The sequence below is a fragment of the Senegalimassilia faecalis genome (assembly GCF_004135645.1).
GTDB classification, from domain to species: domain Bacteria; phylum Actinomycetota; class Coriobacteriia; order Coriobacteriales; family Eggerthellaceae; genus Senegalimassilia; species Senegalimassilia faecalis.
Map to the genome: position 1 here is coordinate 2530001 of NZ_SDPW01000001.1, position 13616 is coordinate 2543616.

General features: G+C 62.3%; 10 protein-coding genes. 8 read left to right on the plus strand and 2 right to left on the minus strand.

What is annotated here, in order from left to right; genetic code table 11:
- Positions 1–43: 43 nt before the first annotated feature.
- Complete coding sequence (locus tag ET524_RS10460; RefSeq protein WP_129425650.1) at positions 44–1324, minus strand: HipA domain-containing protein; 1281 nt, start codon at positions 1322–1324, stop codon at positions 44–46.
- The gene (locus tag ET524_RS10465; RefSeq protein WP_129425652.1) at positions 1324–1539 is read right to left on the minus strand and encodes a type II toxin-antitoxin system Y4mF family antitoxin; all 216 of its coding nucleotides are present in this window, start codon (positions 1537–1539) and stop codon (positions 1324–1326) included. Before ET524_RS10465 ends, ET524_RS10460 begins: the two co-directional genes overlap by 1 nt.
- A gap of 724 nt (positions 1540–2263) precedes the next feature.
- Between ET524_RS10465 and ET524_RS10470 the strand changes: the two genes are divergently transcribed.
- From ET524_RS10470 to ET524_RS10505, 8 genes are all read left to right on the plus strand, one after another.
- Entirely contained in the window at positions 2264–3526 is a 1263-nt protein-coding gene (locus ET524_RS10470) for a substrate-binding domain-containing protein (protein ID WP_201738783.1), read from the plus strand.
- A gap of 7 nt (positions 3527–3533) precedes the next feature.
- Positions 3534–4682: an ABC transporter permease gene (locus tag ET524_RS10475; RefSeq protein ID WP_129425654.1), complete on the plus strand. Its 1149-nt coding sequence runs from the start codon at positions 3534–3536 to the stop codon at positions 4680–4682.
- A 1-nt stretch (position 4683) separates the two neighbouring features.
- Entirely contained in the window at positions 4684–5310 is a 627-nt protein-coding gene (locus ET524_RS10480) for an ATP-binding cassette domain-containing protein (protein ID WP_201738784.1), read from the plus strand.
- Between the two features lie 168 nt (positions 5311–5478).
- The gene (locus ET524_RS10485; RefSeq protein ID WP_129425656.1) at positions 5479–5676 is read left to right on the plus strand and encodes a nitrate ABC transporter ATPase; all 198 of its coding nucleotides are present in this window, start codon (positions 5479–5481) and stop codon (positions 5674–5676) included.
- A 56-nt stretch (positions 5677–5732) separates the two neighbouring features.
- Positions 5733–10544 carry an acyl-CoA dehydratase activase gene (locus ET524_RS10490; protein ID WP_129425658.1) on the plus strand — a complete coding sequence of 1604 codons (4812 nt, stop codon included), beginning with the start codon at positions 5733–5735 and terminating at the stop codon, positions 10542–10544.
- A gap of 371 nt (positions 10545–10915) precedes the next feature.
- The gene (locus ET524_RS10495) at positions 10916–11248 is read left to right on the plus strand and encodes a cupin domain-containing protein (protein WP_129425660.1); all 333 of its coding nucleotides are present in this window, start codon (positions 10916–10918) and stop codon (positions 11246–11248) included.
- 228 nt (positions 11249–11476) lie between these two features.
- Positions 11477–11818, plus strand: a complete 342-nt coding sequence (locus tag ET524_RS10500; protein WP_201738785.1) for a cupin domain-containing protein — start codon at positions 11477–11479, stop codon at positions 11816–11818.
- Between the two features lie 382 nt (positions 11819–12200).
- Positions 12201–13418 (plus strand): ATP-binding protein, encoded by a 1218-nt coding sequence (locus ET524_RS10505; RefSeq protein WP_129425662.1) that lies wholly within the window; start codon positions 12201–12203, stop codon positions 13416–13418.
- Positions 13419–13616: the final 198 nt, after the last annotated feature.

Consider the following 13616-nt stretch of genomic DNA (forward strand, 5'->3'; position numbering starts at 1 on the left):
AACGCCGCGGGCCCTTTTGCGTGTTGGGCGCGGTTCTGCCGCGTTAGCGTTCGCAGAAAGCCTTCAGGACCTCGATGCGCGGCGTCATGTCTTCTACAAGATCGTCGGCGATATACGGGGTTGATGCGAGAACGGTTCCCGAATGCCCGTTGCCTGCCGCGCCAATGGACTTCGCGAGGTTTTCGGTAATCGGCCAGGCCAGGGTTTGCAGCGCCGCTTTCGTTATTCCAAGGTCGCTTGCAAGCAGGTTGAACGTCGATGGTTCGACCTCGTCGATTTCCCGTTCCCCTCCAATGACCATTGCCAAAGTGCGGCTGAATCGTGGGAAAACGGTTGTACAGACGAAGTCGTAGGCGGGCGCAAGTTTGATGCGGTAGGCTCCGTGCGCGGCATCTTGGATCAGCACGGAGTAGTTTTTCAGGTGGGCATCGCAGTCGCCGATTGCGTAGGCGAAGCACAGCATCCGCGCAAACGCGGCGACGTCGCGTGCGGGCTGGACGCTGCAACGTTTCAGGAATCGTGCGATGGCCGGGATGGTTCCTCTTTCAACTTCCGCATACTTCGAGGCGGGGGTCATGCCGAGCGCCTGGGCAAGATCTTCCTGATGAAGACGAGCTACGGAAAGCTGGCCGTTTACATCGAGGCTTGCCTTGCGGTCGAAGCGCTCGACGGCAAGGGTGGGTAGCGGGAAGTCCATAAGCTCGACGTGGGGCGTTTCTATCCCGCATGCGGTTGCGGCTTTCATGCAAAGATATTCATTTTCGGGGATGTCGCGCATGCGGCTGGTCTTGAGGATATGGGTGGTCGCAGCTATGCCGCTTGGTTCTAGCCAGCCGCTGTCGTTGGCGTGTCCGGGCAGATGCGCAAGGCCCGTTTTGCCTTGCGTTCCGGCAAGCGACAGGCGCAGCGCCGCGTTATTTTCCGCAAGGTTCGCCGAATCCGATAGAAGGTTTCGCATGTCGCTAAACGTCAAAGGGAGGTATTCGCCGCGGGAAACGGTCGGCGGTTGCCGGCTGACAAGAATGTCGCCGATGCAGTCCTTCCCGCAGGCTTCAAGCAGTGATAAGTAGTCGTCTTCCCTGACCCCAAGCGCCCCGGCAAGCTGAGCGCGGGCCGGGCCTTCCGCCAAAAGGCCTTCGAAGTAGGGGCGCGCTGCGTATTCGGGGAAAGGCTGGCTTCGCAGCGGCAGCGAGGCCGACAGGGGAACGGGGTTTGGCGAGGAAAGGTAGGTCTCGCTGTAGGCGAACGCGCCGTTGTCGAGCGAGAGCGTGCCGATTTCTTGCGGGGATGCAAGCTCGACTCGCGAGATGTGCAGCTGCGTCATTACCCCCTCCTTTCGGCGAATAGGTCGATGCCGAGCATGGTGAGCACGTTGAGCGTTTTGCCGAGTTCGGCCGTTTGCTTGCCGTTTTCAAGGTTGCTCAGGAACGTGAGGCCGACGCCGCAAAGGCCGGCAAGCTCGGTTTGCGTGAAGCCCTGGCGTTTGCGCTCGGCGCGGATAAGGCTTCCGATGTCCGCGGAGGTTGCGATCTGTTGCATGACGAGTCCTTCGATTTATGCGAACGCGAAAATTCGTATGTGCGGTAGAGTAGTTTACGCGAACGCATAAATCAAGGGACGATGCGGTGCGATTTATGCGTTCGCGTAAACTAGCGAAGTCAAGACTAGAACAAATTGTTGTATCAAGGAATGGATGTGGTTTCAAGCGGAATTTCGTTACGAAAAACGTTACAAGATAGGGTCTAAACATTGAGAAAAACGTTACAGATATAGGGGTAAATCATTCGAAAAACGTTACAAGCCGCTATCCCGGGGTTTTAGGGTGGGCGGATTGAATCCGTTTACCGTGCCTTTCGTGTATGGATGGCATAGCTGAGATCGTGCTAATCGTGTATAAAACCGTTGTTTCAGACCGTGCCTTTCGTGTATGGCCCAGGTCAGAGGCGCGTGCGTTTGGTGTACTTGCTGTAGCGTTGGAGGCAGCATCGAGTTCGCCGCGTGAATGGGGCAAAGGGGCTGGTCCTCTGTCCCATTTTGCGTTCGTGATTTCCCATGTGAAACTTTTCTTGTGAAGTTGCTTGTCGGTAACATAAGTCACTGACAAATTCGCCATGTTTAACTAGACTAGTTAGCCGTGTATAAAAGCGGCTTTGACGGGGCGTTTTGTTGAGGCGTGGCTCTGCTTGCGCGGTTGTATTGCGTTCGCGCTGCGGTGCCTTCGCGTTTCCCCGTGAAGCCTTTCCCCTCGAAAGGCGGGTTGGATATGGCGTATCCGAACATGTCGCGCCGCGGTTTCGCGGCGCTTGCGGGTGTGGCGGCGCTTTCGGCGCTGGGGCTTTCCGGTTGCTCGGCGGGCGAGGGCGCGCAGGGCTCGGCGGCGGGCAGCGGCGCGGGTGCGGGCGCTGCCGGCGACGGCACCACGTTCTCCACGCGCGTCGAGTCGCGCGATCTTATGGGCAGCCCCGATGCGTGCGACGTGCGCGTGGGGCTGATCATGGGGCCGCCGTCTATGGGGCTGTCGCAGTTTATTGTGGCTGCTCAGGCGGGCAAAACGTTCAACAACTTCACGTTCGAGCCCAACGGCGTGGACTACGTGGGCCTCTCGGCGCTGTTCAACAAGGGCGACTACGACATCTGCACGCTGCCCAGCAACATCGGCCCCATCCTGTACAACAACGCCGAGCTGAAGAACCGCTACGAGGTCATCAGCGTGAACAACCTGGGCGTGCTGTATGTCATGACCAACGACGAATCGGTGGCAACGCTCGACGACCTGCGAGGGCGCACCGTCTACAGCTACGGCGAGGGCGGTACGCCGGAGTACACCATCGAGGCGCTGCTGGCGAAAAACGGGCTGGACGGCACGTTCAACCTAGAGTTCAAGTCCAGCCCGCTCGAGGTGCTCAACATGATGCAGCAGCAGGACGGGTGCGTGGCCATTCTTCCGCAGCCGTTCGTTTCCCTGGCGAAAATCCTGGTCAACCCGCTGTACATCCCCATCGACCTGACGGTGGAGTGGGACCGCGCGTTCGCCGACACGGGCAGCCAGGCCGTCACCACCACTACCATCGTCAACCGCCAGTTTTTGGAGGAGCACGAGCAGGCCGTGGTGGAGTATCTGAACATGGCCGGCCAGTCGGTGAGCTGGACGCTTGCGAACATGGGCGACGCCGCCGCGCTTCAGGAGGAGTTGGGCACGTTCCTCAACAATTCCGTGGCGCTTGACGCCATGCCCTACATCTCCATGGTGAACCTGACGGGCGAGCAGATGCGCACGGCGCTGTCGGGCTTTCTGCACGAGCTGTACCTGGCAAACCCCGACTCCATCGGCGGCAAGATGCCCGGCGAGGACTTCTACTACCTGCCGCCGGAAGGCCAGCTTGACGAGCGCTTCCTGCAAGCGGGCCTTGAGCAGGCAACGCAGCACGAAAGCAGCGCCGGCACCGGCAACAATGGCGTAACCGCTTCGGCGGCAGATGCGCAGGCGGCCATCGAAGCCTTCGGCGGCACGGCCTCGGGTAAGTAGCGCCGCCATGTTCGAGAAGGTGAAATCCCTGGTGGGGCGCGGGGGCGGCGTGCCCCGCGGCGCGGTAGGCGACGACGAGCCGCGCATGCAGTTCGCCGCTATCGCCGCGAAGGTGGGCATGCCCGAGGAGAAGGTGGCCATGATGGCGCAGATGGTGCGCCAAAACGGCATGGCCGACTCGCAGATGGGCTTCATGATGCAGACGGCCTGTGCCAAAGGTGTCGATCGCGAGGAAATCATGGGCATGCTCACCAGCCTGGGCGTGCAGAAATCCCAGGTGGTGCGCGTGATGCAGGCGCAAGGGCTTATGGATGCCGAAGAGGCAACCCGCATCCTGGATGCCGAGCGCGCCGCCGCCGAGCGCCGTGCGGCCACCAGGGCGGGCGACGCGCGCAAGCGGTTCGCCCGCAAGGCGGCCATCATCGCGTTTTGGCTGGTGGTGTGGGAGCTACTCGACCGCGTGGTCGACAACCGCCTTGTGCTTGCCGGTCCCATCCGCACGCTGCAGGCGCTGGCCGACCAGGTGGTCATGCCGAACTTCTGGATGATCGTCGGTGCCAGCTTCGGGCGCATCGCGCTGGGGTTTCTGTTGTCGTTCGTCGTCGGGTTCCTGCTGGCGCTGGTGGCGTGCCGCGTGAGGCTGTTCCGCGACTTCATCGATCCCATCATCAGCCTGCTGCGCACCATCCCCGTGGCGTCGTTCATCATCTTGCTGCTCATTTGGGTGGGCAACCAGGCGCTTACGGTTTTCCTGGCGTTCTTCATCGTGCTGCCGCTCATCTACACGAACATGGTCACCGGGTTCGAAAGCGTGGACAAGCAGATGCTCGAGATGGCGCGCGTGTACGGGCTGTCGCGGTGGCGCACGTTTTTGTACGTGTACCGTCCGGCGTTCATGCCGTTTCTGCTGTCCAGCACGAAGATTTCGCTGGGCATGACATGGAAAAGCGGCATCATGGCCGAGGTTTTGGCCACGCCGAAGCCGTCCATCGGCAAGGAGATGGCCACGGCACGCACGTTTCTGGACACGCCCGACCTGTTGGCGTGGACCGTGGTGGTGATGGTGGCATCGGTGCTGTTCGAGAAGGCGTTCATGGCGCTGCTGAAGCGTGCGAACCGTCCGCTTGGCGGGCTAATCGGGAAGCGAGGCGAGTAGCGTGGGGCTATTTAGGACGTTCGCGGACGTGGAGTTCGATGGGGTTTGCAAGGCGTACGGGGCCAACGAGGTGCTGCGGCGCGCGACGTTCACGCTGCCGGGCGGCGGCGTGCGCTGCCTCATGGCGCCGTCGGGCAGTGGCAAGACGACGTTGTTCCGGGTGCTGCTGGGCCTTGAACGCGCCGATGCGGGGCAGATTCGCGGCGTTTCCCCAGGTCGCATTAGCATGATGTTCCAGGAAGACCGCCTGTGCGAAACGTTGACGCCCGTGGAGAACGTGGCGCTGGTGCTGCCGCCGAGCGCGCGTCGCGCTGACGTGCGCGACCTGTTGGCCGAGATTCTGCCGCCCGATTGCCTGAACCAGCCGGCCATGGAGCTGTCCGGTGGCATGCGGCGGCGCGTGTCGCTTGCGCGGGCCGTGGCGTTTCCCAGCGACCTGGTGGTGCTTGACGAGCCGTTCACCGGCCTTGACCAGGCCACGAAGGAGAAGGTCATCGCGTTCACGCTGCGCCACCGCGCAGGACGCACGCTGCTGGTGGCCACGCATGGCGAAGACGACGCGCGCCTGCTGGGCGCCGAACGCATCAACCTGGTGGACGTGCAAGACGGCGGTGTGGGGACGGCGTGAGCGAGCGCGGCGCCAACGGTTGCGCGCGGGACCATCGGGCGGACCTGGATTGCGCCGGCGCTCTGCGAGGTGGCGATGCGCGCTTTGGGAGCGCGGGAAGTTCGCGGCGTGCGTTCGATAGCTGTTGACCAGGCGTTTTGAGGCAATCGATTCCGAAAGGACAAGGATATGGATACAACGAAAACCATGCGCCAACTGTGCGCTGACGAGCCGAAGCTTGAGGTGTTTTTGCAGTCGAAAGGCTTCCCGTTCTCGCTGGACAACCCCATCGTCGACCTGGTGACGTTCGAGGACGTCTGCCAAGTGCGCAGCCTCGATCGCGACGAGTTCCTCGCCGAATTCGAAGCGTTCAAGGCCAAAGGATAGCGGATTTGCGGGCGGTCGGATTGCGGTTGAAGCAAAGTGATGTGAAGGAGCAGCGCGTGTATTACGTGGGAATCGATATCGGGGCGTCGTCGGTGAAGGTTGCGGCGGTCGACGCGGCGGGCGCGGTGGTGCGCGTGCTGCGCCGCGCGCACCAGGGTTCGCCGCTGCCGTGCTTGCGGGCGCTGCTTGATGAGCTGGCGAATGGGGAAAACGAACCCGGCGCGCGCGTTGCGCCGGAGGCGGGCGGTCGCGCCGGAGACGAAGGCGCTTGTGGAAACAAGCCTGCCGCCGCTTCCGCAATTTCCGCCACGTCGCGGCCTCTGCCGCTTAGCGCGTGCGGCGGCGTGGCGGTCACGGGCAGCGGTGCGGGCATGGTGCGCGCGCTGGCTCCGGGGCTTCGCGAGCTCGAAGAGGTTCCCGCCCTGGTCAAGGGCGTGCGCGCGCTGGCCCCGCAGGCGGCATGCGTCATGCAGATGGGCGCGCAGTCCGGCGTGTTCGCCACCGGTTTCGCGTCTGGTGCGGCGCCGGAGTTCGCCATGAACGAAAGCTGCGCGGCAGGCACCGGCAGCTTCTTCGAGGACCAGATGCAACGCCTGGGCCTGCCGCTTGACAGCTACTCTGACCTGGTGACACGCGCGCAAAGCGTACCGCGCCTGTCAGGACGCTGCAGCGTGTTCGCGAAAACCGACATCATCCATCGCCAGCAGGAGGGCGTGCCCGTCGAGGATATCCTGCAAGGCCTGTGCCACGCCACCGTCAAGGCGTTCAAGGCCACTATCGTGCGCAGTCTTCCGGTTGAAAAGCCGCTGGCGCTTGCGGGCGGCACGCTGCTGAACGCCGGCGTTGTGCGCGCCGTGCGCGAGGTGTTCGACTTGGGCGAAGACGAGCTTTTGGCTGACCCGCAGCTGGTAAACGCCCAGGCAGTGGGCGCGGCGCTTGCAGCCGCGGAAGCAGGGGAGGCGGATGCCCAGCTTGCTGCCTTGCGGGCGGCACTTGGTGGCGAAAGCGCTGGTCAGGCTGACGATCTTGCGCGCCTGCCGCGCTTACCGCACGTGGATTGCACGCCGAACCGCGGGTTCGCGTTGGCCCCCAGCCCGTGGAACCCTGCTGGTGCGCCCGCCTACGACGGCAGCGCGGTGCCGCGCTCGGCAGCCGTGGACGCGCTGGCCGCGGGCCAGCCTGTGCCGGTGGCGCTCGGCGTGGACGTGGGCTCGACCAGCACGAACCTGGTGCTCATCAGCACTGACGGCGTGCTGCTTGACGCGCAGTACCTGCGTACGCGCGGCAACCCCAAGCAGGCGGTGCGCGATGGCCTGGCCTCGCTTGCCCAGCGCGTGGGTGGCCGGGCGCACGTGGTGGCCGCGGGCGTCACGGGCAGCGGGCGCACCATGATCGGCAACCTTATCGGGGCCGATGCCGTGCGCGACGAGATCACCGCGCAGGCTCGCGCCGCTGCGGCGGCCGATCAGCTGGTGGACACCGTGTTCGAGATCGGCGGCCAGGACTCGAAGTACATCGGGCTGGCGGCGGGGCAGGTGGCCGACTTCCAGATGAACAAGGTGTGCGCGGCGGGCACCGGCAGCTTCGTCGAAGAGCAGGCCGCGCGCCTGGGCATTGCGCTGTCCGATTACGGCGCGCTGGCGCTTTCGGCTGAGCATCCCGTTGACCTGGGCGAACGCTGCACGGTATTCGTGGAAACGGCCATCAACGCCGCGCTGGCGAAAGGCGCTACGAAACCCGAGGTGGCCGCGGGCCTGTGCCTGTCGGTGGTGCGCAACTACCTGCACAAGGTGGTGAACAACAAGCCGGTGGGCCGTCGCATCGTGCTGCAGGGCGGCGTGGCCTACAACCCCGCCATCGTGGCGGCGTTTCGCGCGTACGCAGGCGACGACCTTACGGTCAGCCCGTACTTCGCCGTCTCGGGCTCCGTCGGCGCGGCCCTGCTGGCCGCTGAAGCGCAGGGCGTCCTGTCGGTGCAAACCGGTGTAACCGCAGATAAAACCTTCCCGCCTTCGAACTTCAAGGGTTGGGACCTTTCGGGCGCTTCGCACGCAGCGCACCGCGTCGATCCGGAAGAGATTGCCGCGAACCGCGCGTTCTTCCACAAAGTCGACGAGATGTACCTGGAGGGCTACGACCCGCAGCGCGACCCGGCGAAGAAGACCGTCGGCATCCCGCGCGCCCTCATGCTGCACAAGCTGTTTCCCATGGCCAACACGTTCTTCAAGCAGCTCGGCTTCAACGTGGTGCTCACCGACGCGTCCGACGAGGAAACGGTGCGCTTGGCGCAGGCCAGCGCGCAGGGCGAGACGTGCTACCCGGTCAAGCTGGTGCACGGGCACATGGCGCAGCTGCTTGACGCGGGCGTCGACTACGTGTTTATGCCCAGCGTGCACACCATTCGCCACCTGAAATCAACGGTGCCGCACAACTACGCGTGCACGTACATGCAGTCGATTCCGGCCATCGTGGCGAAGGAACTCGACTACGAAGGCCACGGCATCACGCTGCTGAATCCCCAGATGAACCTGGATTTCGGGCAGGGAGCCATGGCCGAGGTGATGCTGGAGGTGGGCGCGCAGCTGGGCCGCACGCCGCAGGAAACGGCGCGCGCCATGCTGGCCGGCGGGTTCGCGGTCACGGAATTCACGCGCAAAACCGAAGAGCTGGGCGACCAGCTGCTGGCCAGCCTGAAGCCCGGCGAGCGCGTCATCGTCATCATCACGCGCAATTACGGCATCGTGGACCCGGCGCTGAACATGGGCATTCCCGACCTGCTGCTCGACCGCGGGCAAAAAGTGATCACGGTCAGCCATCTGCACGCGCATGACCTGGGGATTTCCGCCGATTATCCGGGCGTGGTGTGGCCGTTCGGGCAGCACATCCTCTCGGGCGCGAAGCTGGTGCGCCGCGACCCGCGCCTGTTCGCCGTGTACCTGACGAACCACGGCTGCGGGCCCGATACCATGATCAGCCACCTGTTCGCCGAGGAAATGGCTGGCAAACCGTACCTGCAGATCGAGATGGACGAGCATTACTCGAAGGTGGGCGTGGAAACGCGCGTCGAGGCGTTTTTGAACGCGATCGAGCACTACGAGGCGGCCGATCTGCGCGGGGCGCCTACGTCGACGTGCGTGGTGAATTCGGCGTGCGAGCCGGTGCGCAAAGGCGAGCTGGCGGGCCTGCCGTCGTTCGGGCCGTATGGGCCGCTGGCGGCGCAATGGCTGCGCGACCAGGGGATTTCGGTGTGCGAACTTGTGCCGAACGCGCAGACGCTCGAGCTGGGCCGCAAGGAGTGCACCAGCAAGGAATACTACTCGTTCGCCAGCCTGCTGGGCGTGAGCTTGGCGGCCGCGGAAAGTGCGAGCGCGGAAGGTCCCGTGCAGCAGTTGCTGCTGCCGTCATCGCAGGGCGGCGAGGCCGATGGGCAGTTCGACCGCGTGGTGCGCAGCGTGCTTGACGCGAAGGGCTACGCTGATGTGCGCGTAATCGCGCCTGACGTGGAGCTGCTGCCGTGCAATCTGGACGACCCCGAGGGCTTCTTCGTGCACATGCTGGCGGGCGATGTCGTGTGGGCAGCGGCGCCGGAAGCACGACCCGACCTGCGCAAACGCCTGGCAAAGCCGAATTTGTCGCTTGACGACGTGCTCGCTGCGGCGTGCGAAGTTGGCGCTGCGGCGGGCGCTGGCGCGACCGCATCCTCGAAGGATCTCGGTTCAAGCTGCGCGCGTAATGTGGAGGTGAAAACCTCTGACATTTCGGCTTCGCCCAACTGTGATGCAGCAGAGGAGCTGCGGCTCAAGACCTCCGATGTCTCTGCCCGCGATGCTTGTCCCGCAGCAGGCGGCGCCCGCAAAACGCTTGCGGTGGTGGGCGAGTGGCCGCTTGTTGCGGGCGATGAGCTGACGGGCGGGCTGTTCGCGCAGCTGGAGGCGGAAGGCTATCGCGTCGTGCGCGCCCCCTTCGCCGAATACCTGCTGTTCATCTGGGAAGACGGCTGCGACGAGGCAAAACACGCCAAGGTGGTGGGTGGCCTTATGCCCATGCTCGGCGAAACCGGCACCCCGAAAACGGTCGGCTTGCCGGATGTGCCCGCGGCAACGCCTTCCGCGTCGGCGCAGGATTCGGCTGTCGACGCGAAGCGTTCGTCGGCCGCGCTCGTTGATATGCCCGCGCCTTCTGCTTCCGCCAGCGTGCCCGCGGCAACGGTTCCCGCCCCTGCGCTTGCCGATCTCGACCAGGAGCTCACCATCGCCGATGTGCAGGCGTTGGCCTCTGGTTGCCAGGCCGCTTGCGCGAACGCGCTCGGCGGGTGCGACGGCTCGCATGACCACGGCGCTGCCGCGGCGGCTTTGGCAACCGGCCCGCTTGAGGTTGGCGCTGACGTGCAAGTGAACCCCCTGTTCGGCGCCGAGCAGCGCACGCTGCCGCAGGACGAGTGGCGCGCGCTGCTTGCCCGCCTCGCCGACATGATGGCGCAGGTGTCGGACGCACTGGGGGCGGCGTCCCCGTATGCGTGCCGCTGTGCGGCCCTTCGCGATTCGGGGGGCGAATTCGAGCGGTCTGATTCTGACGGTCGGTGTGAAACTGCTGCGGAATCCTCTGGATTCAACGGGTTGCGCCAGATGGCAACTGATGCGTTAGGTCAGTTCGCGGGCGCAAACGCGCGCTACCGCTACGCAAAGGCGGTGGAAATCGGTGACCGCGCGGACGGCGTGATTGAGGTGGCGTCTACGTACGAGAACGTCGACATCATGCTGCGCCTGAAGGGCATTCCCGCGAAGGCCCCGCTTTTGCACCTGGCGTTCGACGGCGCGCTCGACCAAAGCGTCGAAGAGCGCCTGCGATCGTTCCTCTACTACGTGTGAGTGCTGCAATGTTGCCGCGTAGGTGTGCACGCCCGCGCACCTACGCGGGTTGCAATCGCGTACCTTCTGTCGCAACGGCGCAGTTGCATTCAGGTTGTCGGCAAAATGGCCACTGTTTGCCAAAAAATCGACAATCTGAATGCCACGCCGTTGCGGGGCGTATCATTTTGTTCTGTTTCCAGCAGAATGGAAGCCTATGAGTGGGCATAATGGACAAAAAGATGGGAAGCTGAAACTCATGGCCGTAAAACCGCGGTCGAATCGTCCTTCGCAATTCAGCTTCTCGAAAAACCGTCCAAGAGTGGCCATTCTTGCGAGTTTCTGAATGCTTCATACCCCTCATAGGGCTCAAAGCGAAAGGAGGCGGTTTCATGCCGCTGAGGAATTTGCCTACCGAAGCCGCGCAATCACTGGCGCAGCTGATCGATATTTGCCCAGGTCAAGTATCTAGTATGGCGCTCACGCGCAACGCCGGGTTCGACTTGACGCTGCTGGCGTTCGCTCCGGGCGAAAGCGTCAGCGAGGAGGAATACTTCGGCGATACGCTGTACTACTTGGTGGAGGGCATGGCATGCGTGGTGCTGCCTGACGCGCGCGTGACGCTTGCCGCAGGCGAGGTGCTGCGCGTGCCGGCGCACGTCCTGCACGCCGTCGAAGGCGCCGACGACCACGGCTTCAAACTCCTGCAACTCAACGCGCAATAGTAGCAAAACCTGACAAAGGGACAGGTCATTTGTCAGGTGGAGGAGCTGGAATAAGGCTCGGGCACGTGTTCCGCGCAAAGTGCGTTTCCCTAAAGCGCCTCCGGAGACTCACAGCCGACCCCTTCTGGTCGCCATTGGAGCTTGTCTTACCCCTATGGCAACCGTGACCTCGCAAAGCAAAACCAACAACGCCGCCAGCAGACGGCGCGGATAACGAAAGGAATCATCATGGCAGAACTCATCAAAAACGTGGAGCACGGCAAGGTTTTCGGCCTGAAAGACCTGGTGGAGCTTGAGGCCGGCAAGGTGAACAGCCTCACGCTGTCGCAGACGCCGGGCTGCAAGGTCACGGTGTTCGCCATCGACGCCGACGAGGGCATGTCCTCGCACGCCGCGCCGGGCGACGCGCTCATCACCGTGCTCGAAGGCACCGGCGAGATCACCGTCAACGACGTCCCGCACCAGCTGAACGCGGGCGAGTCCATCGTCATGACCGCCGGCAGCCCCCACAGCGTGCGCGGCGTCACCCCGTTCAAAATGCAGCTGACGGTCGTAAAACCCACGGAATAGCGTCCAGGGATGCGAAACTTCCGCGAGTATGCGTTTTAACACGAATTGTTACTATGCCAGAACTTACCGCAATCGTTTGAACTGGGAAAACGCAACCGAAAATCCATTCATACTGCGAGATGACCAATCAAAACGCATGCTCGCGGAAGTTTCGCGCATGCGTACGCTAGTAACGGCCGCAGCCAGGGCGTAGTGCCTGAATGCGAACCAATCATAGCGGGTTTCCGGCAAACTCATCTCAAGGCCGTCCTCTTACGCCATGCGTTGCGGGAGAACGACTTTGTTTACACGGTCTTATAGCGGTGAAAATTGGGAGTACAACTCCCAATTTTCACCGCTATACTGTATGGTCGTAAGCAATCGATGCAGCAAGGAGGCTTTCATGTACGTGCATCGTGAAGTCGAAGCGACCGTCGATAAAACGCTCAAGCAGGGCAAAGTCGTGCTGGTGACGGGCGCACGCCAAGTGGGTAAGACCACCATGCTCCAACAGCGTTTCGGCGACGCTTTCGATTATGTCTCCATGGAAGACCCCCGGCTGTTTTCGCTGGCCAAGCAGGATTCTGTGCTGTTTTTCGAATCGCGAGAGCTTCCTTTGATAATCGATGAGGTGCAGCGCGTGCCCGAACTATTCTCGGCTGTCAAATGGGTGGTCGATCAGTCGCAGGAAAAGGGTCGGATAATCCTTACCGGCTCGCAAACGTATCACCTGATGAAGGGCGTAAGCGAATCGCTTGCCGGCCGCATCCGCATCATCGAGATGCCGTCTTTAAGCTTGCGCGAGCTGCTAGGCGTCGCCGAAGCACCGAATGGATTCGTTCCCCACAAAGTGAAATCTGCGGACATTACCTCGCTCCCGGAAGGCTTCGACATATGGGAGGCCATCCACAGGGGGTCGATGCCCGAGCTGCAAAACCCCGAGGTCGATTGGGATGCATATTACGCTGACTACGTGAGCGCGTATCTCGAGCGCGACGTGCGCGACCTGGTGAACGTCAAGGATGAGGCGAAGTTCTACAGCTTCATGGTTGCATGTGCAGCAAGGTCGGGGCAGCTGCTCAACGTTTCTGACATTAGCAACGACATCGACGTTGATCGCAAGACGGTCGATTCGTGGCTTTCGGTTTTACAAGCGTCGAATATCGTGCGTATCGTTGAGCCGTTTTGGCCGAATATCGGGAAAAGCCTCACCAAAACGCCTAAGCTATATTTTATGGATACGGGGCTGGTGTGCCATCTGACGCGCTGGACAACATCCGAGCAGCTCAAGGTGGGCGCTGTGGCGGGGCATGTTTTCGAAACATTCGTTGTCTCTGAGGTTTTGAAAAGCTATATGAACGCTGGGGCAAACATGCGTGACGTGTGGTTCTACCGCGATTCGAAGAAGCGGGAAATCGATCTGGTGATTCAGCAGGGGCACGTTTTGCATCCCGTCGAGATTAAAAAAGCAGCTATGGTAGGAAGTGACGCGGTGAAGAATTTCTCGTGCCTTGAGGCGTTGACCGGCTACGAGGTTGGCTTCGGAAACGTGGTATGCCTAAGTGCTGAGCCGTACATGATTACTCGCAACGTCCAGGCCATTCCGGTCTGGGCGATATAAACCTAGCTGTCCTGGGAAGCTAAATAGCGGTGAAAATTAGGAGTGCAACTCCCAATTTTCACCGCTATTCGTTTGCTTGACAGTGATGATTGCTGGCGAAGCTGGTTGCTTATTTGGCGGTTGCGCCTAAGGAAACGTTGCTCTCGGATGCATAAACCCGGGTCAATGGAGTATGTTGTCGTAACGCAAACGCCATTA

Bases quoted from the DNA above. Each gene is read 5' to 3' on its own strand.
- ET524_RS10460 (WP_129425650.1), bottom strand. From the start codon at position 1,324: ATGACGCAGCTGCACATCTCGCGAGTCGAGCTTGCATCCCCGCAAGAA.
- ET524_RS10465 (WP_129425652.1), bottom strand. From the start codon at position 1,539: ATGCAACAGATCGCAACCTCCGCGGACATCGGAAGCCTTATCCGCGCC.
- ET524_RS10470 (WP_201738783.1), top strand. From the start codon at position 2,264: ATGGCGTATCCGAACATGTCGCGCCGCGGTTTCGCGGCGCTTGCGGGT.
- ET524_RS10475 (WP_129425654.1), top strand. From the start codon at position 3,534: ATGTTCGAGAAGGTGAAATCCCTGGTGGGGCGCGGGGGCGGCGTGCCC.
- ET524_RS10485 (WP_129425656.1), top strand. From the start codon at position 5,479: ATGGATACAACGAAAACCATGCGCCAACTGTGCGCTGACGAGCCGAAG.
- ET524_RS10495 (WP_129425660.1), top strand. From the start codon at position 10,916: ATGCCGCTGAGGAATTTGCCTACCGAAGCCGCGCAATCACTGGCGCAG.
- ET524_RS10500 (WP_201738785.1), top strand. From the start codon at position 11,477: ATGGCAGAACTCATCAAAAACGTGGAGCACGGCAAGGTTTTCGGCCTG.
- ET524_RS10505 (WP_129425662.1), top strand. From the start codon at position 12,201: ATGTACGTGCATCGTGAAGTCGAAGCGACCGTCGATAAAACGCTCAAG.